The 25,139-nt window shown below is 63.3% G+C and carries 17 protein-coding genes; 3 read left to right on the top strand and 14 right to left on the bottom strand.

The window, feature by feature from the left end; genetic code table 11:
* Positions 1 to 55: 55 nt before the first annotated feature.
* The 4 genes from GPA25_RS05995 to glmU all read right to left on the bottom strand — a co-directional run bounded on the left by GPA25_RS05995 (position 56) and on the right by glmU (position 5,540).
* Positions 56 to 712 (bottom strand): HugZ family pyridoxamine 5'-phosphate oxidase, encoded by a 657-nt coding sequence (locus GPA25_RS05995; RefSeq protein ID WP_246265410.1) that lies wholly within the window; start codon positions 710 to 712, stop codon positions 56 to 58.
* Positions 713 to 1,375: 663 nt separating this feature from the next.
* Positions 1,376 to 1,885: a hypothetical protein gene (locus GPA25_RS05990; RefSeq protein WP_211162972.1), complete on the bottom strand. Its 510-nt coding sequence runs from the start codon at positions 1,883 to 1,885 to the stop codon at positions 1,376 to 1,378.
* A gap of 454 nt (positions 1,886 to 2,339) precedes the next feature.
* The gene (gene glmS, locus GPA25_RS05985) at positions 2,340 to 4,166 is read right to left on the bottom strand and encodes a glutamine--fructose-6-phosphate transaminase (isomerizing) (protein ID WP_169259457.1); all 1,827 of its coding nucleotides are present in this window, start codon (positions 4,164 to 4,166) and stop codon (positions 2,340 to 2,342) included.
* Between the two features lie 15 nt (positions 4,167 to 4,181).
* Positions 4,182 to 5,540 (bottom strand): bifunctional UDP-N-acetylglucosamine diphosphorylase/glucosamine-1-phosphate N-acetyltransferase GlmU, encoded by a 1,359-nt coding sequence (gene glmU, locus GPA25_RS05980; RefSeq protein ID WP_169259456.1) that lies wholly within the window; start codon positions 5,538 to 5,540, stop codon positions 4,182 to 4,184.
* Positions 5,541 to 5,735: 195 nt separating this feature from the next.
* On the opposite strand from glmU, the gene GPA25_RS05975 reads away from it, so the two are divergent.
* Both GPA25_RS05975 and GPA25_RS05970 read left to right on the top strand, forming a co-directional pair.
* Complete coding sequence (locus tag GPA25_RS05975; protein ID WP_169259455.1) at positions 5,736 to 7,148, top strand: bifunctional enoyl-CoA hydratase/phosphate acetyltransferase; 1,413 nt, start codon at positions 5,736 to 5,738, stop codon at positions 7,146 to 7,148.
* Entirely contained in the window at positions 7,145 to 8,335 is a 1,191-nt protein-coding gene (locus tag GPA25_RS05970; RefSeq protein ID WP_169259454.1) for an acetate/propionate family kinase, read from the top strand. The genes GPA25_RS05975 and GPA25_RS05970 overlap by 4 nt, the downstream gene beginning before the upstream one ends.
* A 70-nt stretch (positions 8,336 to 8,405) precedes the next feature.
* Here GPA25_RS05970 and GPA25_RS05965 read toward each other — a convergent pair whose 3' ends face one another.
* The 10 genes from GPA25_RS05965 to GPA25_RS05920 all read right to left on the bottom strand — a co-directional run bounded on the left by GPA25_RS05965 (position 8,406) and on the right by GPA25_RS05920 (position 22,588).
* The gene (locus GPA25_RS05965) at positions 8,406 to 9,869 is read right to left on the bottom strand and encodes a glutamate synthase subunit beta (protein ID WP_169259453.1); all 1,464 of its coding nucleotides are present in this window, start codon (positions 9,867 to 9,869) and stop codon (positions 8,406 to 8,408) included.
* Between the two features lie 3 nt (positions 9,870 to 9,872).
* On the bottom strand, positions 9,873 to 14,546 hold the full coding sequence (locus tag GPA25_RS05960) for a glutamate synthase-related protein (RefSeq protein WP_169259452.1): 4,674 nt from the start codon (positions 14,544 to 14,546) through the stop codon (positions 9,873 to 9,875).
* Positions 14,547 to 14,794: 248 nt separating this feature from the next.
* Positions 14,795 to 15,919, bottom strand: coding sequence for a deoxyguanosinetriphosphate triphosphohydrolase (locus GPA25_RS05955; protein ID WP_169259451.1), 1,125 nt, complete (start codon positions 15,917 to 15,919; stop codon positions 14,795 to 14,797).
* Positions 15,916 to 16,998: a 3-dehydroquinate synthase gene (aroB, locus tag GPA25_RS05950; protein ID WP_169259450.1), complete on the bottom strand. Its 1,083-nt coding sequence runs from the start codon at positions 16,996 to 16,998 to the stop codon at positions 15,916 to 15,918. The genes GPA25_RS05955 and aroB overlap by 4 nt, the downstream gene beginning before the upstream one ends.
* A 1-nt stretch (position 16,999) precedes the next feature.
* Positions 17,000 to 17,515 carry a shikimate kinase gene (locus GPA25_RS05945; RefSeq protein ID WP_169259449.1) on the bottom strand — a complete coding sequence of 172 codons (516 nt, stop codon included), beginning with the start codon at positions 17,513 to 17,515 and terminating at the stop codon, positions 17,000 to 17,002.
* 59 nt (positions 17,516 to 17,574) lie between these two features.
* Positions 17,575 to 19,749: a type IV pilus secretin PilQ gene (locus GPA25_RS05940; protein ID WP_169259448.1), complete on the bottom strand. Its 2,175-nt coding sequence runs from the start codon at positions 19,747 to 19,749 to the stop codon at positions 17,575 to 17,577.
* Positions 19,746 to 20,264 (bottom strand): pilus assembly protein PilP, encoded by a 519-nt coding sequence (locus tag GPA25_RS05935; RefSeq protein WP_169259447.1) that lies wholly within the window; start codon positions 20,262 to 20,264, stop codon positions 19,746 to 19,748. Before GPA25_RS05935 ends, GPA25_RS05940 begins: the two co-directional genes overlap by 4 nt.
* Before the next feature lie 7 nt (positions 20,265 to 20,271).
* The gene (locus tag GPA25_RS05930) at positions 20,272 to 20,943 is read right to left on the bottom strand and encodes a type IV pilus inner membrane component PilO (RefSeq protein WP_169259446.1); all 672 of its coding nucleotides are present in this window, start codon (positions 20,941 to 20,943) and stop codon (positions 20,272 to 20,274) included.
* Complete coding sequence (locus tag GPA25_RS05925; RefSeq protein ID WP_169259445.1) at positions 20,940 to 21,515, bottom strand: PilN domain-containing protein; 576 nt, start codon at positions 21,513 to 21,515, stop codon at positions 20,940 to 20,942. Before GPA25_RS05925 ends, GPA25_RS05930 begins: the two co-directional genes overlap by 4 nt.
* Complete coding sequence (locus GPA25_RS05920) at positions 21,512 to 22,588, bottom strand: type IV pilus assembly protein PilM (RefSeq protein ID WP_169259444.1); 1,077 nt, start codon at positions 22,586 to 22,588, stop codon at positions 21,512 to 21,514. The genes GPA25_RS05925 and GPA25_RS05920 overlap by 4 nt, the downstream gene beginning before the upstream one ends.
* Before the next feature lie 167 nt (positions 22,589 to 22,755).
* Here GPA25_RS05920 and GPA25_RS05915 point away from each other — a divergent pair, with 167 nt between their 5' ends.
* Positions 22,756 to 25,119 carry a penicillin-binding protein 1A gene (locus GPA25_RS05915; RefSeq protein WP_169259443.1) on the top strand — a complete coding sequence of 788 codons (2,364 nt, stop codon included), beginning with the start codon at positions 22,756 to 22,758 and terminating at the stop codon, positions 25,117 to 25,119.
* Positions 25,120 to 25,139: the final 20 nt, after the last annotated feature.

The following is a 25,139-nucleotide window of genomic DNA, read 5'->3' as shown; positions in this document are numbered from 1 at the left end:
AACGGGATGCTGATGGCCGCGGTCAGCGGCACCGTGGTTATGCAAGGGTAGGCCTTTAGCGCAGGCCGGCAACGATCCGCGGAAGGCCCCCCGCGAGGCTCTCGGGGGTCATCGGCTCGGGAAAGCGCTGGCGCGCGCGGCGGCCGTTCGCTTCGTAATCGATGCCGAAGCAGTCCAGCCCGAGCAGATGCAGGCCGGCCGGCAGATTGACGGCGACGCGCTTTAGCGCCACCGCCTCGTCCTGCGGCGCGAGGACGGGCACCGCGTCCCACTGCGCGCCCTCGATCCAGCCCATGCGCCCCAGCCCGCCGATGAACCGGACACGCTTCGGCCGGAAGCGGAAGAACATGAAATCGAGTTCGAGGTACTGCTTCGCGTCCGGCTGGTAACGCAGATAGCGCGCAACGACCTCCGGGCCCGGATCGAAGCGCTCAGCGTCGCCCAGCAGGGTCAGGCGCGGCGCGGCCTGGACGTTGCCGTTCTCGCCCCCCACAACGGACAGACTTGCGCGCGGATCGGCAAGGAGATTCTTCGTGTGCTCGGCCAGCGCGCTGATGCAGAACAGCGGCCGGTGCGCCTCATCGCCGACGCAAGGCAGGGCGGTTGCATAAGGATAGCCCGCGAGCTGCGTCGAGTGCGTCGCCAGCGTGGCGTGGTGCGCTTCGTGCAGCAGATGTATCGCGGGGTCGATGGAGGCTTTCATGTCTGCCATCTTTGTCGCTCCCGCATGCTGTCGTCAATGAACTATTGCTCACACTGGCCTGCCCCGATTCCGGGGCTTTGCTGAACGGCCGATTTCGTTCTGTTCGAATTCACACTGCCGCCCCTAACCTGCCTGATGAGGCTTGCAAGGTCGAAGTCGGCTTTCTGCTCTTCAGGCTGCCAGTCGCTTCTTCAGGCTGGCCGCCTCGTCCTCGGCCTTATGGAAAGCTTTCCATAAGGCCGAGGACGGGTCGTCGGGCGGAGCTGTCGTCTGTTGAAGGCGCAAGGAACGGCGGCCTTGGCCCAGTCGGGACGTTCGTCACTTGTGGTCCCAGCGGCAGCAGTGGCCGAACAGGGACTTCCCGCTTACGGTCCGGTGCCGTCCTGCTAAAGTTATCGTCAATGCAACAGATGCTATCCCCCCCTTCTCTTATCCGAGCGGCTACGTATTGACGATACTGCTCGGGGGCATTGGTTGCTTCCTCCGTGGGCGTCTGGATTTGCAGTACCGACATGCAGCAGCCACACTTTCAGGGGATTCAGCGCCACCACGTTCGCGAGGAGTCAGATGTTCCTCAGTGCATTCCGGGCGCTACCCCTTGGATCACTTCCCGGCCAGCGCCCGCCTGTGCGCGGCCGGCAAGGCCTGACGCGGCTGGGCGGTTGGCCGTCGCTACCGCGGCGGTTTGCAGCGCTTGCCTTCGTATTCGAAGCGATGATGCGCGTATTGTTTGCCATTCCAGCGCAGCACCGGAAAGCAGAAGCCCGGGCCGCCGACAGAAATGTCGGGCCAGCCATTCGCTCCGACGCTCTTGAGGAAGTCGGGGATGCCGCTATCTTTCGCCATCACCTTCCACCCGCCGCCGGACTGCTTGCTCAATAGCTGGAAGCCCATTCCCGCGTGGCCGTAGCAATAGGTGCCGCCTTCCATCAGCACCACCTCAGGAAGCCCGTCGCCGTTCAGATCGCGCACGCTGTCGATCGTGGCGCCGGACGCGTTGGGGTCGTCCGTGCATATCACCCAGCCCCCTTTGCGTGGCACCGCTCCGGCCGCCTTGAAGATGGCGCGGGTGTCGGCGTCGCTCAGCCCGGCGGCCGCAGCGTCGGCCGCAAACGTATCGCTGAGGGCGAAGCCGATCATACCGACGAAAGCCGCCCATCCTGCTGCATGTCTTGTCGCCATTGCCTGCTCCCGCTTCGTCGCTCGATCTCCTGATGCGGCCGCCGCAAGGAAAGCCGGCCACTTCAGACCTATGATTCAACATAGGCAAACGTTCCCGCCATTCTAGCGCGATCCCGCCACTCGTCAGCTTGGCCCCGAAACCCGCGACCACATCCTTGATGCGGCCGAGGCGATGTTTGTCGAGCATGGGTTCGAGGCGACGGCGACGCGAATGAGCCGTTCTGAGTCGGAAGGGCTAGTTCGATGGCAAGTGAGCGCTGCCATTCAGGCTGGTCTCGAATCGAACTACAGCTGTACACAGCATCGCTGCCGCTCGTTCCGTGAAGGCTGGCCGTCAGCAAAAACGCCCGACAAGTCGGGCGTTTTCATGAAGAGATCCAGTTTTCGACTTTAATGGCGAGTTTCGACTGTAATTGTCGGGAACAACGACGACGAAAAATTCAACGACCGCCGATCATTCCACCGTCACGCTCTTGGCGAGATTCCGCGGCTTATCCACGTCCGTGCCCTTCACCAGCGCCGCGTGGTACGACAGCAACTGCAGGGCCACCACGTGCAGTACCGGCGACAACATGCCGTAGTGCTCCGGCATGTGCAGGATGTGCACCCCCTCGCTGGCGGGGATTTCGCTGCCGGCATCGGCAAACACATACAGCTCGCCACCGCGCGCGCGCACTTCCTGCAGGTTGGATTTCAGCTTTTCCAGCAACTCGTCGGCGGGCGCCACCGCGATCACCGGCATCTCCTTGTCCACCAGCGCCAGCGGGCCGTGCTTGAGTTCGCCTGCGGCATAGGCTTCGGCGTGGATGTAGGAGATTTCCTTGAGCTTCAGTGCGCCCTCCATCGCAATCGGCCAGTGCTGGCCGCGGCCGAGGAACAGCGCGTGCTGCTTGCCGGCGAAGCGCTGCGCCCAGCGCTCGATCTCGGGCTCGAGTTCGAGCACTTTCTGCACCGCGACGGGAAGGTGGCGCAGCGCGGTCAGATAGCGCGCTTCGTCCGCCTCGCTCAAGCGCCCCGCGAGCTTCGCGAGCGACAGCGTCAGCAGCGCCAGCGCCGCCAGCTGCGTCGTGAACGCCTTGGTCGAGGCGACACCGATCTCGGGGCCCGCACGCGTGATGAAGCGCAGCGCCGTCTCGCGCACGATCGCCGATTCGGGCACGTTGCAGATCGCCAGCGTGCGCGTCATGCCGAGACGCTTCGCGTGCTTCAACGCCGCCAGCGTGTCGGCGGTTTCGCCCGACTGCGAGATCACGACGACCAGCGTGTCGGGATTCGGCACCGAATCGCGGTAGCGGTATTCGCTGGCGATCTCGACGGTGCACGGAACCTTCGCGACCGCTTCCAGCCAGTAGCGAGCCACCAGGCCGGCGTGGTAACTGGTGCCGCAAGCCAGCACCAGCACACGGCCGACACCGCCGAGCACCTCGGCAGCCTGGCTGCCGAACAGCTGCGGATTGATCGATCCACCGCCGGCGATGATCTCCAGCGTGTTCGCAAGCGCCTGCGGCTGCTCGAAAATTTCCTTCTGCATATAGTGACGGTACTGCCCAAGCTCGACTGCATCGGCCGACAGGCTCGACACATGCATCTCGCGCTCGACCGCCGTGCCGTCCGGCCCCACGATGCGGAAGCCATCGATACGCAGCTCGGCGACGTCGCCTTCCTCGAGGTAGATCACCTTGCGCGTGACTTGCAGCAGCGCCGCAGTGTCCGATGCGGCATACATGCCGTCTTCGCCGACGCCCAGAAGCAGCGGCGCACCGTGGCGCGAGACGACGGCACGCGACGGATCGGACTCGCCAATCACGCCGATCGCATAGGCGCCGACGAGTTCGCTGGTCGCCAGACGCACGGCCTCGAAGAGGTCGGGGTGAGTCGCGAGCTTGCTGTGGATCAGATGCGCGATCGCCTCGGTATCGGTCTCGGACTCGAACACGTAACCACGCGCGACGAGCCGCTCCTTGATCGCCTCGAAGTTCTCGATGATGCCGTTATGCACCACCGCGAGCCCCCCCGAGACATGCGGGTGGGCGTTGCGCTCGGACGGCACCCCGTGCGTGGCCCAGCGCGTGTGCGCGATGCCGATGCCGGCGTCGAGCTTCTTTGCATCGGCCAGCGCGGCGAGTTCCGCGACGCGACCGGTCGAGCGCACGCGCTGCAGGCCGCCATTGAGCACGGCGAGGCCCGCGGAGTCATAGCCGCGGTATTCGAGCTTGCGCAGGCCTTCGAGGAGGACGGGGACGACGTTGCGCTTCGCAACTGCTGTGACGATGCCGCACATGATGTTTTCTCCGGCTTACTTCTTCTTCACCGGCCGCTTCCAGCCGGCTATGGTGATCTGCTTGGCCCGCGACACGGTAAGCTGCTCCGGCGGGGCATCCTTGGTAAGCGTCGTGCCGGCACCGAGCGTCGCGCCGCGCCCGACGCGCACCGGGGCGACGAGCTGGGTGTCGGATCCGATGAACACATCGTCCTCGATCACGGTGCGAAACTTGTTGGCGCCGTCGTAATTGCAGGTGATCGTGCCGGCACCGATATTCACGCGCTGCCCCACGTCCGCGTCACCCACATAGGCGAGATGGTTCGCCTTCGAATGATCGGCAATCGCGCTGTTCTTGACCTCGACGAAGTTGCCCAGATGCACGCCGTCGCCGAGCGTCGTGCCCGGCCGCGTGCGCGCGTACGGACCGATCACGCACTCGCGTCCGGTCACGGTGTCTTCGACATGCGAAAACGGCGCCAACCGGGTGCCGCCACCGATGCGCGCATTGCGGATCACGCAATTCGCGCCGATGCGTACATCGTCGGCAAGCTCCACGCGCCCTTCGAACACGCAATTGACGTCGATCTCGACATCGCGCCCGCACAGCAGTGCGCCGCGCACATCGATGCGCGCCGGATCGAGCAGCGTCACACCTTCATCCATCAGCCGCCGCGCGATGTTTCCCTGGTGGATGCGTTCCAGCTCCGCGAGCTGCGGCTTGCTATTGACCCCCAGCGTCTCCCACACCGCGTCGGGCTGCACGGTGACGATGTCGACACCCTCGGCAACCGCCAGACCGATGATGTCGGTCAGGTAGTACTCGCCCTGCGCGTTGTCGTTGCCGATGCGCCCCAGCCAGTCGCGCAGCCGGGCGACCGGCGCGACGAGAATGCCGGTATTCACCTCGCGCACGCGACGCTGCTCCGGGCTGGCATCCTTTTCCTCGACGATACGCGTGACCTTGCCGGCGCCATCGCGCAGGATGCGGCCATAACCGGTCGGGTCCGGCAGTTCGACGGTCAGCAGCGCCAGGCGCTCAGCCCCCGCCGCGGCCTGCAGGCGGCGCAGCGTCGGCGCCCCGATCAGGGGCACGTCGCCATACAGCACCAGCGCCATCTGGCCGTCCGACAGCTGCGGCAGCGCCTGCTGCACGGCATGTCCGGTGCCGAGCTGCGGTTCCTGCCGCGCCCACAGCAGTTCGGCGTCGTGCAGGCGCTCCCGCACCACGTCGCCACCATGTCCATACACTACGCAGATGCGCGACGCATCCAGCGCCCGCGCGGCACCAATCACGTGCGCAAGCATCGGCTGCCCGGCAATCGGCTGCAACACTTTCGGCAGTACCGAACGCATGCGCTTGCCCTGGCCAGCGGCCAGAATCACGACTTCCATGAAAACCCCGTTTTGCTTCGAATCGGCGGCGATTTTAGCACGCACCTCCATGCCCTCCCGATGACCCGCGATGCGATGTCGCACTGATCGGACAGAGGTTGATGCACTGCACACAAGATTTAACGTCCGGAGGCGAAAAACCTTTTAACCGCAGCTAAAATACGGATTTTGCAACGCAACCAGGCGAAACTGACCATGGACCATGCTGGCACCCAATTCATCCAGAACCGCGTATTCGACGAGATCCAGGTAGGCGACCACGCGCAGTTGGTCCGCACGCTGCGGCCGGACGACATTCACCTCTTCGCGGTGATGTCGGGCGACGTAAATCCGACCCACGTCGATACGGAATTCGCCCGCTCCAGCCAGTTCCGCGAAGTCGTCGGACACAGCATGTGGGGCAGCACGCTGATCTCGACCGTACTCGGCACCGAATTCCCCGGCCCCGGCACCGTCTATGTCTCCCAGGGGCTGAACTTCCATCGCCCGATCACGATCGGCGACACGCTGACGATCAGCGTCACCTGCCGCGAGAAATTCGAGCACAACCACCACATCCTGTTTGACTGCCTGGCCGTTAACCAGGATGGCCTCAAGGTCATCGACGGCATTGCCGAAGTCCAGGCGCCGACCGAGAAGATCAAGCGCCTGCGCATGAATCTGCCGGAAGTCACCATTTCCGATCGCGAACTGCGCTACGGCCACCTGCTGTCGATCACCGCCGGCAAGGCGCCGATCCCCATGGCGGTTGCCCACCCGTGCGACCCCGAATCGCTGCGCGGCCCGATCCAGGCCGCCGAAGCCGGACTCATCATCCCGGTGCTGGTCGGGCCGGAAGCCAAGATCCGCGCCGTCGCCGAGCAGGAAGGCCTCGATTTGCACGGCATCCGGATCATCGACGTCGACCACAGCCACGCCTCGGCCGAAACCGCCGTGGCGCTGGCACGCGACGGCGTCGTCGAAGCACTGATGAAGGGCTCGCTGCACACCGACGAACTGATGAGCGCCGTCATCTCCAAAGTCGGCGGCCTGCGCACCGCGCGCCGCATCAGCCACGTCTTCCTCGCCGACGTGCCGACCTACCCGCACCCGTTGATGATCACCGATGCCGCGATCAACATCGAGCCGACGCTCGAGGACAAGGTCGATATCATCCAGAACGCCATCGACCTCGCCCACGTACTGGGGCTGGCCGAGCCGAAGGTCGCGATCTTGTCGGCAGTCGAAACCGTCACCTCCAAGATCCGCTCGACGATCGACGCCGCGGCGCTGTGCAAGATGGCCGACCGTCGCCAGATCACGGGCGGCCTGCTCGACGGCCCGCTGGCGTTCGACAATGCCGTGTCGCTGGTCGCCGCCAAGACCAAGGGGATCCGCTCGCTGGTCGCCGGCAACGCCGACATCCTCGTCGTACCGGACCTCGAGTCCGGCAACATGGTCGCCAAGCAGCTCGAATACCTCGCCAACGCGCTGATGGCCGGCGTCGTGCTCGGCGCCCGCGTGCCCATCGTGCTCACCAGCCGCGCCGACACCGCGGAAACCCGCGCCGCCTCGTGTGCCATCGCCCAGCTGATGGCGCACAAGAAGCGAGAGGCCAAGCTTCTATGAAAGCCGTACTCGTCATCAACGCCGGTTCCAGCAGCCTGAAGTTCGCGCTGTTCCCCACCGAGCCCGAGCTGGCCGGCAGCCCGGCGCTGTCGGGTCAGATCGAGGGCATCGGCGCCACGCCACAGCTCTCCGCCAAGGACGCGCACGGCGAGCGCTATCACGAAGCGGTCAAGGCCAGCGGCAGCCAGAACGAACAACACCGCGACGCTCTCAACCACCTGTTCGGCTGGTTAAGCGCCCACAACCCGAACCTCGACATCGTCGCGGCCGGCCATCGCATCGTGCACGGCGGCGAACTCTACAGCGCCCCCGTCCAGCTCAACGAATTCGTGCTGCGCGACCTCGACGGCTTCATCCCGCTCGCGCCGCTGCACCAACCGCACAATCTGCGCGCAGTGCGCGCGGTCGCCACGTTGATGCCCGACGTCCCGCAGGTCGGCTGCTTCGATACCGCCTTCCACCGCAGCCAGCCGGCCCTCGCCCAAGCCTATGCGCTGCCGCGCGCGATCAGCGCCGAAGGCGTCAAACGTTACGGCTTCCATGGCCTGTCCTACGATTACGTCGCGCGCAAATTGCCGGACGTCATCGGCGAACGCTCCCGCGGCGCGGTGCTGATCGCCCACCTCGGCAACGGCGCCTCGATGTGCGCGTTGCGCGATGGCAAGAGCGTGGCGTCGACGATGGGCTTCACCGCCGTCGAAGGGCTGATGATGGGCACCCGCACCGGCAGCCTCGATCCTGGCGTAATGCTGTACCTGATGGAGCAGAAGGGCATGGACGTAAAGGCCCTGACGAACCTGCTCTACAAGGAATCGGGACTGTTGGGCGTGTCCGGCATCAGCCAGGACATGCGCACCCTGCTCGCCTCGAACGCCCGCGAAGCGCGCGAGGCCGTCGACCTGTTCTGCTACCGCATCGCGCGCGAAATCGGCTCACTGGCGGCTGCGGCGGGCGGACTGGACGCGCTGGTGTTCACCGGCGGCATCGGCGAACACGCTGCGCCGGTACGTGAACAAGTGGCAAAGCTGTCGGCATGGCTCGGCGTAACCATCGACGCCAGCGCCAATGCCGCCCACGCCACACGCATCGACGCACCGGACAGCCGCGTCGCCGTCGCAGTGATTCCGACCAACGAGGAAGGCATGATCGCGCGCTACACGGTGGATCTGCTCGCACACGCGCATTGAGCCGACATCGCGCGAGCATGAAAAAGGGCGACCCGCAGGTCGCCCTTTGCTTATTGCATATGGCGTGCGATCAGCGCGGCAGGACGGTTTCGCCCATCAGGAACTGATCGACCTCGCGGGCGCACTGACGACCTTCACGGATTGCCCACACCACCAGTGACTGCCCGCGGCGCACGTCACCCGCCGCAAACACCTTCGGTGCGCTCGTCGCATAACAGCCTGCACCATCGGTCGCCGCCTTGGCGTTGCCGCGCGCATCCTTCTCGACGCCGAAGGCCTCCAGCAGGCTGCCGAGCGGATTGGTGAAACCCATCGCGAAGAACACGAGGTCGGCCTTCACCTCGAACTCCGAGCCCGGCACTTCCGCCATGCGACCATCCTTCCACTCGAGACGCACCGCCTTGAGCCCGGTGACCGTCCCGTTTTCGCCGATGAATTCCTTTGTCGCCACGGCGAAATCCCGCGCGCAACCTTCCTCGTGCGAAGACGAAGTGCGCATCTTGATCGGCCAGTACGGCCAGGTCAGCGCCTTGTTCTCCTCTTCCGGCGGCATCGGCATCAGCTCGAATTGCGTCACGCTGGCTGCGCCGTGACGGTTGGATGTGCCGACACAGTCGGAACCGGTATCGCCGCCACCGATCACCACCACATGCTTGCCCGCGGCCGAAATCGGATTGGGGGCATCGCCTGCGACCGCCTTGTTCTGCGGGATCAGGAATTCCAGCGCGAAATGCACGCCTGCAAGCTGGCGCCCCGGCACCGGCAGGTCACGCGGCACTTCCGAGCCTGCAGCCAGTACCACCGCATCGAAGTCCTTCTTCAGCGACTCGGCACTGACCACTTCCTTCGCATCGCTGGCGATACCCGCCGGTACGTTTGACGCCCCCACCAGCACGCTGGTGCGGAAGCGCACGCCCTCGGTCTCCATCTGCGCCATGCGGCGGTCGATCAGCCCTTTCTCCATCTTGAAGTCGGGGATGCCATAGCGCAGCAGACCACCGATGCGGTCACTCTTCTCGAACACCGTCACGTCGTGACCGGCCCGCGCAAGTTGTTGCGCTACTGCCAGGCCAGCCGGGCCGGAACCAATGACGGCCACCTTCTTGCCCGTCTTGACGGCTGGCGGACACGGCTGTACCCAGCCCTCCTCCCAGGCCTTGTCGATGATCGCGTGCTCGATCGACTTGATCCCGACCGGATCGGTATTGATGTTCAGCGTACACGCCGCTTCACAGGGCGCCGGACAGATGCGGCCGGTGAACTCCGGGAAGTTGTTGGTCGAATGCAGCACCTCGATCGCCTGCTGCCACTGGCCGCGATACACCAGATCGTTCCAGTCCGGAATGATGTTATTGACCGGGCAGCCGTTATTGCAGAACGGAATGCCGCAATCCATGCAGCGCGCACCCTGCACTGCGGCCTGCTCGTCGGTCAGGCGCAGCACAAACTCCTTGTACTTCTTCAGCCGCTCGGCAACCGGCTCGTAGGCCTCCGACAGACGCTGATACTCCAGAAATCCGGTGGGCTTGCCCATTTTTTACGCGGCCTCCAGTTGCTTCTGCTTGAGCGCAGCCATTTCGGCCAGCGCCCGACGATATTCATGCGGCATCACCTTGACGAACTTGCACCGCCAGGCGCCCCAGTTTTCGATGATCTCGCGAGCTCGCGGGCTGCCGGTGTAGCGCAGATGGCGTTCGATCAGCCCCTTCAGGATCAGTTCGTCACCCATCTCCAGATGGTTGATGTCCACGCGGCCGTGCGACTCGAGCTCATCGCCGGACTCCGAGCCCTTGCGTGCCTCGATTTCCTCCGGCACCGGCTCGAGTGCGACCTGCGCCATGTTGCAGCGCTGCTCGAAAGTGCCGTCTTCGTCGAGCACGTACGCGACGCCGCCCGACATGCCGGCGGCGAAGTTGCGCCCGGTTGCGCCCAGCACGACCACGGTACCGCCGGTCATGTATTCGCAACCATGATCGCCGACGCCTTCGACGACAGCCGTTGCGCCCGAGTTGCGCACCGCAAAGCGCTCACCACCGACCCCCGAGAAGTAAGCCTCACCCTCGATCGCACCGTACAGCACGGTGTTGCCGATGATGATGTTCTCGGTCGAATGGCCGCGGAACGATGCCTGTGGACGCACGATCACACGGCCGCCCGAGAGCCCCTTGGCGACGTAGTCGTTGCCTTCGCCGACCAGTTCCAGCGCCACCCCGCGCGCTGCAAACGCACCGAAGCTCTGACCGGCGGTACCGGTCAGCGTGACGTGGATGGTGTCGTCCGGCAAGCCGGCATGACCGTACTTCTCCGCTACCCGCCCGGACAGCATCGCCCCGACGGTGCGGTTGATGTTGCGCACGGGCAGATCGATACGCACCTTCTCCCCGCGCTCGAGCGCCGGCTTCGCCAGATCGATGAGCTGGTTGTCGAGCGCCTTCTCAAGACCGTGGTCCTGGGTCGCGACATGCCGGCGCGCAACGCTCGCCGCCACGTTCGGACGATAGAAGATACGGCTGTAGTCGAGCCCGCTCGCCTTCCAGTGCTCGATTCCCTTCTTCATGTCGAGCAGTTCGGCACGACCGATCAGGTCGTCAAACTTGCGGATGCCGACCTGGGCCATCAACTCGCGCACTTCCTCGGCGACGAAGAAGAAATAGTTCACGACATGCTCAGGCTGCCCCGTGAAGCGCTTGCGCAGCTCCGGATCCTGCGTCGCGACACCCACCGGGCAGGTGTTCAGATGACACTTGCGCATCATGATGCAGCCTTCGACGACCAGCGGCGCGGTGGCGAAGCCGAACTCGTCCGCACCCAGCAAGGCGCCGATCACGACGTCGCGACCGGTCTTCATCTGGCCATCGACCTGCACACGGATACGGCTGCGCAGGTTATTGAGCACCAGTGTCTGCTGTGTTTCTGCGAGACCTAGTTCCCACGGGCTGCCGGCATGCTTGATCGACGACCAGGGGCTCGCGCCGGTGCCGCCGTCGTGGCCGGCGATCACCACGTGATCCGCCTTCGCCTTGGCGACACCTGCTGCCACCGTGCCGACACCGATTTCGGACACCAGCTTCACCGAGATCGACGCCACCGGATTGGCGTTCTTCAGATCGTGAATCAGCTGTGCCAGATCCTCGATCGAGTAGATGTCATGGTGCGGCGGCGGCGAGATCAGACCGACGCCCGGCACCGAGTGGCGCAGGAAGCCGATGTATTCACTGACCTTGTGGCCCGGCAGCTGTCCGCCTTCACCGGGCTTCGCGCCTTGCGCCATCTTGATCTGGATCTGGTCAGCATTGACCAGATATTCAGTCGTGACGCCGAAGCGGCCCGAGGCCACCTGCTTGATCGCCGACCGCAGACTGTCGCCCGCCTTGAGCTCGAGGTCCCGCGCCACGCGCGACTCGCCGATGATCTGCGACATGCGCATCGCCTGCGTGATCGGCTTGAAGCGCATCGGATCCTCGCCACCCTCGCCGGTGTTCGACTTGCCGCCGATGCGGTTCATCGCCACGGCCAGCGTGGTATGCGCCTCGGTCGAAATCGAGCCGAGCGACATCGCACCGGTGGCAAAACGCTTGACGATCTCCTTCGCCGGCTCGACCTCGTCGAGCGGCACCGGAGGACCGGCGGGCTTGATCTCGAACAGACCGCGCAGCGTCATGTAGCGCTTGGTCTGATCGTTGATCAGCTTGGCGTATTCCTTGTAGGTGTCCGTCTTGCCCGAGCGCGTCGCATGCTGCAGCTTGGCGATCGATTCGGGCGTCCACATGTGGTCGTCACCGCGCACGCGGTAGGCATAGTCGCCACCCGCGTCGAGCATGTCGACCAGCACCGGGTCGTTGCTGAAGGCCTTGCGGTGCAGGCGGATCGCCTCTTCCATGACGTCGAACACACCCATGCCTTCGACCTGGCTGGTGGTGCCGGTAAAGTACTTGTCGCACAGCGCCTGCTGCAGGCCGACCGCCTCGAAGATCTGCGCGCCGGTATAGGACATGTAGGTCGAAATGCCCATCTTGGACATGACCTTCATCAGGCCCTTGCCGACCGCCTTGACGAAATGCTTGATTGCCTTGTCGCCCGCCTCGCCACCACCGGCGATCTGCTGCAGCGTTTCCATCGCCAGATAGGGATGGACCGCCTCGGCGCCATAGCCGGCGAGCACCGCGAAGTGATGCACTTCGCGCGCCGTGCCGGTCTCGACCACCAGGCCGGCGCGCGTACGCAGGCCCTTCGCCACCAGATGCTGATGCACCGCCGAGGTCGTCAGCAAGGCGGGAATCGCGACCTTCTCGGCATCGATCTTGCGGTCCGACACGATCAGGATGTTGAAGCCCTGCAGCACCGCGTCTTCGGCTTCGGCGCACAGGGTCGCCAGCCGCGCCTCGACCCCTTCCTTGCCCCACGCCACCGGATAGCACGCATCCAGCTCGGCCGAGCGGAAGCGGCTGTCGGCGTAACGTGCGATGTTGCGGATCTTCGCCATATCGTCGAAGTCCAGCACCGGCTGCGTCACTTCAAGGCGGTACGGGGGATTGATCTCGTTGATCTCGAGCAGGTTCGGCCGCGGCCCGATGAAGGACACCAGCGACATCACCAGCTGCTCGCGGATCGGATCGATCGGCGGGTTGGTCACCTGCGCGAACAATTGGCGGAAATAGTTGTACAGCGGCTTTTCCTTCGCCGACAGCACCGCCAGCGGCGAGTCGTTGCCCATCGAACCGGTCGCTTCCTCGCCCGTCTTGCCCATCGGCTCGAGGATGAACTTGATGTCCTCCTGCGTGTAACCGAAGGCCTGCTGACGATCCAGCATCGACGCCGCCGGCTGCACTGCATCCGCATTCTCCGGCACGGGCAGGTCGTCGAACTTGATGTTGATGCGGCGGATCCACTCACGGTAGGGCTTCGCCAGTGCAAGCGACTCCTTCAGCTCGCGGTCGTCGATGATGCGGCCCTGCTCCATGTCGATCATGAACATCTTGCCCGGCTGCAGGCGCCATTTCTTCACGATCTTGCTGTCGGGAATCGGCAGCACGCCCGATTCCGATGCCATCACCACGAGGTCGTCGTCGGTGACAAGATAGCGCGCCGGACGCAAACCGTTGCGGTCCAGCGTTGCGCCGATCTGGCGACCATCGGTGAACGCCACCGCTGCCGGACCGTCCCACGGCTCCATCATCGCCGCGTGGTACTCGTAGAAAGCACGACGCTTCTCGTCCATCAGCGTGTGCGACTCCCAGGCCTCCGGGATCATCATCATCATCGCGTGGGCGAGCGAGTAGCCGCTCATCACCAGCAGTTCGAGCGCGTTGTCGAACGAAGCCGAGTCCGACTGACCGGGATAGATCAGCGGCCAGATCTTCTGCAGATCGTCGCCGAGCAGCGGCGAATGCGTGCCCTTTTCGCGCGCGCGCATCCAGTTGTAGTTGCCGCGTAGCGTGTTGATCTCGCCGTTGTGCGCGATGTAGCGGAACGGATGGGCGAGGTTCCACTTCGGGAAGGTATTGGTCGAGAAGCGCTGATGCACCAGGGCGAGCGCCGACACCGCGCGCGGATCGGCGAGGTCGACGTAGTACTCGCCCACCTGGGTCGCGAGCAGCAGGCCCTTGTAGTTGATCGTGCGCGCCGACATCGAGACGACGTAGAACTCCTTGCCGTGCTTGAGCGTCAATGCGTTGATCGCATTGGCGGCGCGGCGGCGGATCACGTACAGCTTGCGCTCCAGCGCATCGGTCACCATGATTTCCGGACCGCGCCCGATGAAGACCTGCCGCATCACCGGCTCTTTCTTCTTCACTGTGGGCGACATCGGCATCGCGCCGTTCACCGGCACGTCACGCCAGCCCAGTACGACCTGCCCTTCGGCACGCACCGCCCGACCGATCTCTTCCTCGCACGCCAGCCGGGACGCCTGCTCCTTCGGCAGAAACACCATGCCGACACCGTACTCGCCCGCCGGCGGCAGCGTGACGCCCTGCTTCGCCATCTCGTCGCGGTACAGCGCATCGGGAATCTGGATCAGGATGCCGGCGCCGTCACCCTGAAGCTCATCGGCACCGACAGCACCCCTGTGGTCGAGATTCTTCAGAATCTCAAGCCCCTGGGTAATGATTTCATGACTCTTGACGCCCTTGATATGGGCAATGAAACCCACACCACAGGCATCATGTTCATTGGTCGGGTCATACAGACCCTGCTTCTGGGGGAGATCCATCTCGTTCTTCCTCGACACAACACGTTTGCCGGAAAACGCCGGCGTTGATCGGGCGACGGGGCGCCGCGTGCAAAAACGCACCAAAATTGTGCAGGCGTCAAAAAGAGCCGGGTGCGCGCGCACACCGGCTCCGTTCGGCCAGTGCGCGAACACACGGCCACTGCTTACCTTTCAGGCGGGCTTAAGAATATACCCGCGCGAAACGCGTGATTCAAGATTTTTTTGCGTTGCGGTAAGCCTATGATGCCTCAATGGATTTCTCCAACCGCGAAGAGACGCCGATGTTCCTTCATGGCGTAGCGGTCGGTCATTCCGGCAACGTAGTCGGCGATTGCACGCGGCGTATCGGCACGCGCACGCGCCTGGTACTGCGGCGGAAGCAGGCGCGGATCATTCATGAACGCGCCGAAGAGATCCTGAATGATGCGTCGCGCCTTGTCCGTCATGCGCAGCACCTGGTAATGCGAATACAGGTTTTCGCGGAGAAAGCCCTTCAGCTCCCGCAAGCGCGGCATCAGAGCCTCCGAATACGCCACAAGGCGCGGCGCGCGATGGACATCGGCCAGCGTTGCGATGCCTGCGGCAACGATGTTCGCGCGCGTCGTCGCGATCAGGTCCAGCGCCATCTCATTGATCATGCGACGGATCGTTTCGTGGATAAGCCGCCGTCCTGCAAGTCCGGGCCACACAGACTCGACCTCGCGTCGCGTATCGCGGAACACCGCGACGCCATCCAGCTGCTCCAGCGAAATCAGGCCGGAGCGCAGGCCATCATCGATGTCGTGGTTGTTGTATGCGATCTCGTCGGCAAGATTGGACAACTGCGCCTCGAGTGAGGGCTGCCCGCCCTCGAGAAAGCGTCGCCCCAGTTCGCCCAGGTGCTGCGCACGTTCGCGCGAGCAATGCTTGAGGATGCCCTCGCGCGTTTCGTAGGTCAGATTCAGCCCGTCGAAGGCCGCGTAATGCTCCTCGAGCACATCCACGGTGCGCAGTGACTGCAGATTGTGCTCGAACCCGCCGTACGTTTTCATGCAGGCATTGAGCGCCTCCTGCCCAGCATGACCGAACGGGGTGTGCCCCAGGTCGTGCGCCAGGGCAATCGCTTCAGCCAGGTCCTCGTTGAGTCCGAGTGCGCGTGCAACGCTGCGCGAGATCTGCGCCACCTCGATGCTATGTGTCAGACGCGTGCGAAACAGATCGCCCTCGTGATTGACGAACACCTGGGTCTTGTACTCCAGGCGCCGAAATGCCGTGGAGTGAACGATTCGGTCCCGGTCGCGCTGGAATTCGCTGCGAATGCCCGGTGAGGGCTCGGTGTGCAGACGCCCGCGGGAGTTGATTTCCGTCACCGCATAGGGCGCAAGCACGTTCATTCGCAGCGCGCTTCAATCGCTGCCGCGATTGCCTCGGGCGGGGCATCGCCATGAATCACGGCGCGACCGATCGCGCGCAACAGAACCAGCCGCAAACGCCCGGCCTCGACTTTCTTGTCATGAGCCATCAAATCGAGATACGTCGCGACCGGCAGGACCGGCCCCTGTACCGGCAGGCCGGCGCGTCGATGCAAAACCTCGATGCGCGCCACGTCTTCAGCCGAAATCCAGCCGAGGCGGCGCGACAGTTCCGCAGCCATCATCGTCCCGGCGGCCACCGCCTCGCCATGCAGCCAGTTGCCGTAGCCCATGCCCGTTTCGATCGCGTGACCGAACGTGTGGCCGAGATTGAGCAAGGCCCGCTCACCCTGCTCCGTCTCGTCCGCCGCCACCACCTCGGCCTTGTTGGTGCACGAACGCTCTACAGCAAAAGTGAGCGCATCAGGATCGCGCGCGAGCAAGCGCTCGATATTCGACTCCAGCCACTCGAAGAGTGCGGGGTCGCGAATCAGGCCGTACTTGATCACCTCGGCGAGCCCCGCTTTCAACTCGCGATCCGGCAGGGTGTCGAGCGTCGAAATATCCGCGAGCACCAGCCTGGGCTGATAAAACGCGCCGATCATGTTCTTGCCAAGCGGGTGATTGATGGCTGTCTTGCCGCCAACCGAAGAATCCACCTGCGACAACAGAGTCGTCGGGATCTGGATGAATGGCATGCCGCGCTGATAGGTCGCGGCCGCGAAGCCAGCCATGTCGCCGACAACACCGCCGCCGAGTGCAATCAACGTCGTCGAACGTTCGCAACGTTCAGCCAGCAGCTTGTCGAAAATCAGGTTGAGTGTCTGCCAGTCCTTGTGCCGCTCCCCATCCGGCAGCGCCACCGCATCGACCCGCACGCCGTGTCCGGTGAGGGCCACCTGCAGCCCCTCAAGATAGAGCGGGCCGACAACATCGTTGGTAACGATGACGACACGCGGGGTCCTGAGAAACGGGAGGATCAGCGAGGGGGCCGCGAGCAAGCCACGACCGATATGGATCGGATAGGCCCGGTCACCCAGTGCCACATTCAGTGTGCGCATTTCACTTCTTGCAATTTTCGATGGCCCTCTCGATCAGGCGCACCATTCCACCGGGATTGCCGCGCCCCCCGTCGACAACGATGTCCGCAACCGCACGGTAAAGCGGATCCCGCTCGCGGTAAAGATTTTCGATCCGCTCGCGCGGATTGGGCACCTGCAACAGCGGACGATTGCGGTCATGGCGCGTACGCTCCCACAAGACCTGCGTGGGAACATTAAGATAAACGACGATCCCGCGTTCGGACATCATGGCGCGGTTCCCGGGATCGAGCACCGCTCCGCCGCCGGTCGCCAGCACCAGGTCCGTCTCGCGCGTCAAATCATCGATCACCTGGGTCTCGCGCCGACGAAATCCGGCCTCACCTTCAATCTCGAAGATGGTCGGCACCTTCACGCCGGTACGCGCCTCGATCTCGTGATCGCAATCGACAAAGCGCATGCGATGACGCCGGGCGTACTCACGTCCGACCGTGGTTTTCCCGGCGCCCATCATGCCAATCAAAATCACTAACACCAAACCGGCATCCGTTACTTAACCCCGCCCAACACACCCGCAGCCCTTCAAGCTTTGGTGGATCACTTCAAGGTCAGCGCATCGGAAACGATTCGCGGCGTGATGAACACCAGCAACTCGCGACGAGCGCTCGTCGTGGTCGTCGTCCGGAACAATGCTCCAAGGTAGGGGATCTCGCCGAGCAGGGGCACACGGTCCACGTTACTCGACTCCTCCTCTTCGAACACGCCACCGATAACCACCGTTCCGCCATTCTCGACCATGACCTCGGTCGTTACACTCTTTTTGTCGATCGGCGGGTTGCCGAGAATACTACGCGAGAAGTCAGCCCTGTCCTTGCTCACTTCAACCTTCAACTGTACACGGCCATCCGGCGTAATCTGCGGCCGCACCTTGAGCATCAGCACCGCATCCTTGAAACTGACCGTTGGCGGCTCCGTGCCGCTCGACGGCGTGACATAGGGAATCTCCTGCCCCTGCTTGATCGTCGCCTCGACCTGGTTTGCGGTGAGAATGCGCGGGCTCGACACGACGCGGCCGCGCCCATCGGACTCCAGCGCCGCAAGTTCAAGATTCAGAAAGCGCGTGAGCGTACGATTGAACAAGGTCAGGTTGAGCGCACCAAACGGCGTGGCCGGCAGGAAGCCGCTGCCACTCGTTGCCGACTCACCGACCCGACGAATGATCGTACTGATCGGAGCATCCGGATCGGTCGAAATCGCCCCGCTTTGCGGATCCAGGCTTCCGAATTCCGAGCTACCGAAGCCGATTTTTGCCCCATCGCCGAGATTCTTGTCCTTACGGTCACCATAACCGAGCCGCACCCCCAGTTCGCGGGCGAAATCCTTGTTCGCTTCGACGACCCTCGCCTCGATCATTACCTGGCGCGGCACGGTGTCGATTTCCTTGATCAGGTGCGCGACCGCCGCGAGCCGGGTCGATACGTCGGTAACGAACAGGCGGTTCGAGCGCTCATCCACGACAACGCTGCCACGCTTCGAGAGCACTGTCTGATCCTTGCTCTTGAGAAACTCGAAAATCTCCTTGGCATTGTGGTAATTGACCTGGAAGCTCTCGGTCTGCAGCGGCTCGAGGTCCCCGATCTGCGCCTTGGACTCGAGCTGCAGCTTCTCGCGTGTCGCCAGCTCTTCGCTCGGCGCGATCCAGATCACGTTACCCGACTTGCGCATGTCGAGCCCCTTGGACTGGAGGATGATGTCCAGCGCCTGATCCCACGGAACGTCCTTCAAGCGCAGCGTCAGATTCCCCTGCACCGAATCGCTGGTAATGATATTGAAGTTGGTGAAATCGGCGATGACCTGCAGCACCGAACGGACGTCGATATTCTGGAAATTCAGCGAGAGCTTTTCGCCGCTGTACTGCCCCCGACCGCCCTGCACAAGCTTGTTCGGATCTTCCACCACACGACGGACCTCGAGCACGAACTGGTTGTCGCTCTGGTATGCGTTGTGCTCCCACTTGCCATTCGGCGTCACCACCAGGCGGACGTTGTCCCCTTGTGCCTGGGCCGTCATCGAGGTGACCGGCGTGGCGAAATCGGTTACGTCCGAACGACGGCGCAGATGCTCGGGCAGTGAAGTCTTGAGAAACTCGACGACGACGTTGCCGCCCTGCTGACGGATATCGATACCAGTATCGGGACTCGAAAGCTGTACGACAACGCGCCCTTCACCATCCTTACCGCGACGGAAGTTGATGTCGCGAACACTGCTGGTTTCCGCGGCACCATCCGGTCGCTTCGGCGCAGCGAAATTTGCCAGTGCCTGCGATACCTGCGTGTTGGCGGCCACGTCGCTGCCGGCGGGAGCAAGCGAAATGATGACATCCCGCCCATCAACACGCGTATCGAAGGGCGCCAACTTGCTCATGTTCAGCACCAGGCGCGTGCGGTCGCCGACCTGAACGATGTTGGCGCTGCGCAGATCGCCCTGCTCCACGACCTGCTGAGTGCGCCCGAGGCCGTTGCTAGTGCCGGGAAAATCGAATGCGATCCGCGCGGGGTTCGCAACACTGAAACTCGCCGGCGGACTGGACAGCGGGTCCTTGAGGGTGATTTTCAGATACACCGAACCGCCCTGTTGGGACACCTCGAGGTTCTCGATCCGGTTCGCCGCTTCCTTGGTCGCAGCGGCCGCACTTTGGGCGAAAACTGCTGTCGCCGGGGCTACCAGGGTAATCGCCGCGAAAAGCAGCGCAATCATGCCTTTATGCTTCATTTTCCTGCCTCCTGCTGCTCCTGCAAGAGCAACTTGCTGATGCGCTCGACCCAGTCGCCATTCAGATCTTCAACGAGTTCCTTGAGGGTAACTTCGCTTTCCGAAATCCCGGTCACCAGACCGAAATTCTGTCCGACGTAGTTCCCCACCCTGACCTGGAAGAGATTCTTGTCCGCCCTTACCAGTGCATGCACTTTCTTGTTCTGTGTCAGCACACCGACGAGCTGCAACGACTCGAGCGGGAACGCTTCGAGAGGTTCGCGCCGGCGGTCGAGATCTGGCCCTCCCCGGGTCGTGGCCTTGGTTTCCGGCTCGATGCGGCTCGCAGCGAAGGGGTCAAGCCCGCCTTCGACATCGTATTTCACCAACGGAAATGGCTTGACCTCGGGAAGCGGCTTGATCGAGCCGGTCATCCCCTTTTCCTGCTCGAGCATCCAGCTCTGGATATCTTCCTGCTCACTCGAGCACGCGACGAGCGCGAGGCTGCCCGCAAGTAGTATCAGAAGGCGTTTCATGGCTATTTCACTTGCCTCCCTTTGCTGCCTTGGCGGCCTTCTCCTGCTGCCGTTTCTGGGCAAGTTCCTCTTCATCGAGATAACGGTAGGTGATCGCCTTCGCCTCCAGCTTGAGCGTCCCGTCCTTCTGCCCTTCGATTGCCACGTTGTTCAGCGTCACGATCCGCGGCATGCGGGCAACATCCTCCGCAAACGCCCCGAGATCGTTGTAGGCGCCGACGATGCGCACATCGATGGGCATCTCGGCATAAAAGTCCTTGACCACGTCGGCACCCGGCTTGAACAGTTCGAACTGCAGTCCGCGCCCCAGTCCGGCCTGGTTGATGTCGGACAACAGGGAGTCCATCTCCGCGCGATTCGGGAGCTGCTTGAGCAAGGCGCCGAACTGACGGTCGGTTTCCTCGAGCTGCAGCTTGTAGGCGTCGAGATTCACCGCCAGACGTTTCTTGGTCAGCCAGTCCTGACGCAGCTGAACCTCCTCCGCCTCGCGCTGCTCGAGCAGCATCGCCTGGTCTCTCCAGTCGAACCACCAGGCCAGGCCGACGACCGCTACCAGCAGCGCGGCGAACACGGCGACACGGGGTGCCAGCGGCCATGCGCCCGGATCATTGGGGTCCAGCCCCTTGAAATCCTGTGACAGGCGCTCGAAATCGATACTTTGGAGATTACCCAGTTTCATTTTTTCGCTCCCTTGCCCTCATCCTCGGCCTTGGGACGCTCGATGTTGATATTGAGAGCGAAGTCGCTGACCCGGCGCTTGTTGAGCGTGGCCGACTTGACCTCGACCAGGCCAGGCTGTTCAAGGAAGGCGGACTCGTCGAGACTGCGCATCAGGTTGGATACGCGCGAATTGGACTGGGAGTATCCAAGCAGCGCAATCTTCGCGCCGGCCTGCTTTATCGAGCGCAGGTAGACGCCATCGGGCACGCGGGTGGCCAGCTCGTTCAGCAATTGCACGGATTGCGCCCGCGTCGCCTGCAAGGATTCAATCACCTGCTTGCGCGCCAGCAAGGCATCGATCTGCTCGCGCAGACGCTTGATTTCCGCGATCTCGGCGTCGAGCTTGGTGATCTCGGTCTTCAGGAAGGCGTTGCGCCGCTCCTGCCGCTCGACGTAGCCGGCGATGACGGTATGGACGATCACACCGATGACCAGGCCGACAACGACCATCACACCGGAAAACGCATAGAACTGCTTGCGCCGCTCACGACGCTTCAACTCCCGATGTGGCAACAGATTGATTCGAATCATGAATCAAATCTCCGAAGCGCCAGACCGCAGGCCACCATCAGCGACGGAGCATCGGCCAGCAGGTTCTTGGGTCGCACGCGCGAGGACAATGCCATACCGGCAAAGGGATTGGCGACGATCGTCGCGACCTGGGTTCGGCCGCCGACGACATCCGAAAGGCCCGGCATCACTGCACAGCCACCCGCCAGCACGATGTGGTCGACCTGGTTGTATTGCGTCGAGGTGAAGAAAAACTGCAACGCGCGTGAGACCTCGAGCGCGAGACTGTCCATGAATGGACGCATCAGATCGCGCTCGTAGTCTTCGGGAAGGCCCCCGGCACGCTTCGCCACTTCGGCATCTTCCATGCTCATGCCGTATTGGCGGGAGATTTCCTGAGTCAGCTGGCTGCCGCCGAAAGCCTGCTCACGCGCATAAAGCTGCTGACCGTTGCGCAGCACACTCACATTCATGACATTCGCGCCAACGTCGATGACCGCGACGATCTTGTTCGCACCATCGCCCGGAAGCTGCCGCGCGACCAGTTCGAAGGCTGCCTCTGCAGCAAAGGACTCCACGTCCATCACGACGGCCTTGAGCCCGGCGGACTCGACCACCGCGACACGATCCTCGACCTTTTCCTTGCGCGAGGCGGCTATCAGCACTTCGACTTCGTCGGGATTGCCCGGCGAGGGACCGACCACCTGGAAGTCAAGATTGACTTCATCCAGCGCAAAAGGGATGTACTGACTGGCCTCCGACTCGACCTGAAGCTCCATTTCCTGATCACGGAGGCCACCGGGGAGAATCATCTTCTTGGTGATGACGGCGGACGCCGGCAAGGCAACGGCCGCCTGCTTGATACCGCCCCCCATGCGACGCAGCGCGCGGACGATGGCTTCGCTGACGCCGTCGAGACTCGCTATATTGCCATCGACCACCGCATCGCGCGGCAGGGACTCGATGGCGTACCGTTCGATGCGGTACGCACCCTTTTCGCCCTCTGATAGCTCGACCATCTTCACTGATGAAGATGAAATATCGAGCCCCACCAGCTGGCGCGCCTTCGGACGAAACAGGGAGAAATCAATCACAAAGAAAACCCTTAAATTTCTTTATGTTAGGCGCAGATACTGAATAAGCTTCTGAGATGCTAGCAACAAAGGCTTGCAAGTGTAAAGCGGAGCCTTGACAAGCGCTGGTGGAGCCCCCCGGTCGCGCAACCGTATAATCGCCACCCCGAACCCTTTTTGGACTCTCGATGCGCTGGGTTTTTTACCCCCTCGCCGGACTGATCGCTCTGGTCATCCTCGGCACAGCTACCTTGGCAGCGGTGTCCGCACTGGCCTGGCCAAATCTACCGTCTCTCGATGTCCTGACCGACTATCGGCCCAAGATTCCGCTGCGAGTATACACGTCGGATGGGTATTTACTGGGCGAGTTTGGCGAGGAGCGTCGCCTCGTCGTCAAGATCGACGAGGTCCCTCAAGCCCTCACGCAGGCCATCCTTGCAGCCGAGGACGAACGCTTCTACGAACACCCCGGAATCGATGTCATTGGCATCGCACGCGCGGCGTTGGCGAACGTTGTCTCGGGCGGTCGCGGACAGGGTGCATCGACGATCACGATGCAGGTCGCGCGCAATTTTTTCCTGACGCGCGAGAAGACGTTCAACCGCAAGCTTTATGAAATCCTGCTGGCACTGAAGATCGAGCGGAGCCTGAGCAAGGCTCAGATTCTTGAGCTGTACATCAATCAGATCTATCTCGGGCAGCGCTCCTACGGTTTCTCGGCAGCGGCACGGACCTATTTCGACAAGCCGATGAAGGACTTGACGATCGCCGAGGCGGCGATGCTGGCCGGCTTGCCGAAAGCGCCTTCGGCGTACAACCCGATCGCCAACCCGCGACGCGCGATACAACGACAGCAATATGTGCTGCGTCGCATGGTCGAAGCGGGATTCATAGATGAAAAGACGCACGAGGCAGCGCGCACCGAACCCCTGGTGCTCGCCTCGGGGCGCTCGGCGGCAAGTCCGATGCGTGGGGATTATGTTGCCGAGATGGCGCGCCAGATCGCGGTGGAACAGTTCGGCGACGAGGCATACCAGTCCGGTATCCGCATCATCACCACGGTGACGCGCGAGGACCAGGTTGCGGCCTACAAGGCGGTGCGGCAGGGAGTGATGGATTATGACCGGCGGCATGGATATCGCGGGCCGGAGGGTTTTGTCGACCTGAAGGATGTTGCGCTCGATGACGAGGAGCGACTCGACGAGCTACTGGCCGAGGTTGCGGACTTTGACGATCTGCTGGGGGCCCTGGTCATCGACGCAACGCCCAAGGCAGTGCGCGTGTATCGCCATGGCGAAGTGCTGAACATTACCGGCAGTGGCCTCAGCTTTGCCGCGCCGATGCTCAATGAACGCGCCCCGCAGGCACGCCGCATCCGGCGCGGTGCCATCGTGCGCATCCGCAACAACGGTGACAAGGGCTGGGAGATCGCGCAACTGCCGGAAGTCGAGGCCGCACTGGTCGCGCTCGACGCCAACACCGGCGCCGTGCGGGCGCTGATTGGCGGCTTCGACTTCAGCCGCAGCAAGTTCAATCATGTGACGCAGGCGCAGCGCCAACCCGGCTCGAGCTTCAAGCCCTTCATCTACTCCGCGGCGCTTGAGCGCGGCTACTCGCCGGGCAGCGTCGAGGAGGATGCGCCGCTGTTCTTCCCGGCAGGCATCACCGGCAGCAAGGATTGGGAACCGAAGAACTACGATGGCAAATTCGAAGGCCCGATGACGCTGCGCAATGCGCTGGCGCGCTCCAAGAACATGATCTCGATCCGCCTGCTGCGGTCGATCACGCCCGAGTACGCGCAGGATTACATCACCCGTTTCGGCTTCGACGCGGCCCAGCATCCGCCTTACCTGACCATGGCGCTGGGCGCCGGGATGGTGACGCCGTGGCAGATGGCGACGGGCTATGCGGTGTTTGCGAATGGCGGCTTCCGCATCGATCCGTATGTCGTGAAGGAGATGATCGACGGTGAAGGCCGCGTCGTCGCCAAGGTGGATCCGCCGGTTGCCGGCGAGAGCGCCCCGCGCGTGATCGACCCGCGCAATGCGTGGCTGATGGGTTCGATGATGCAGGACGTGATCCGCCGCGGTACCGCCACACGGGCCCTGGCGCTGAAGCGTCCCGACCTGGCGGGCAAGACCGGAACCACCAACGACTATGTGGATGCGTGGTTCGCCGGCTTCCACCCCGACCTGGTCGCGGTGAGCTGGATGGGACATGACCAGCCGCGCAACCTGGGGCGCGGCGAGACCGGCGGCTCGGCGGCGCTGCCGATGTGGGTGAATTACATGCGCACCGCCCTCAAGAGCCTGCCGGAGAAATTCCCGCCGCGGCCGGACGGGCTATTGGCGACGCACGCGCCCGACAGCGGACGCGAGGAATTCATTTATCGTGAGAACCTGCCGCCCGAGCCGATGATGGCACCGGTCGGGCTTGACGAACTGCCGCTTCCCGCCGAGGCGCCCGAGGAGGCTTTGCCGCAGGCCCGTCCGGCGGCACAGGCGATCCCGGCGCCGGTCGTCGAACGCAGTCCGACGCCGATCAAGCGCTGAGGCGGCGCAAACGCCCGGAC

This window comes from Aromatoleum diolicum, assembly GCF_012910955.1.
GTDB classification, from domain to species: domain Bacteria; phylum Pseudomonadota; class Gammaproteobacteria; order Burkholderiales; family Rhodocyclaceae; genus Aromatoleum; species Aromatoleum diolicum.
Note: the sequence above shows the minus strand (reverse complement) of the source record. Positions and strands in the feature narration are given on the sequence as shown.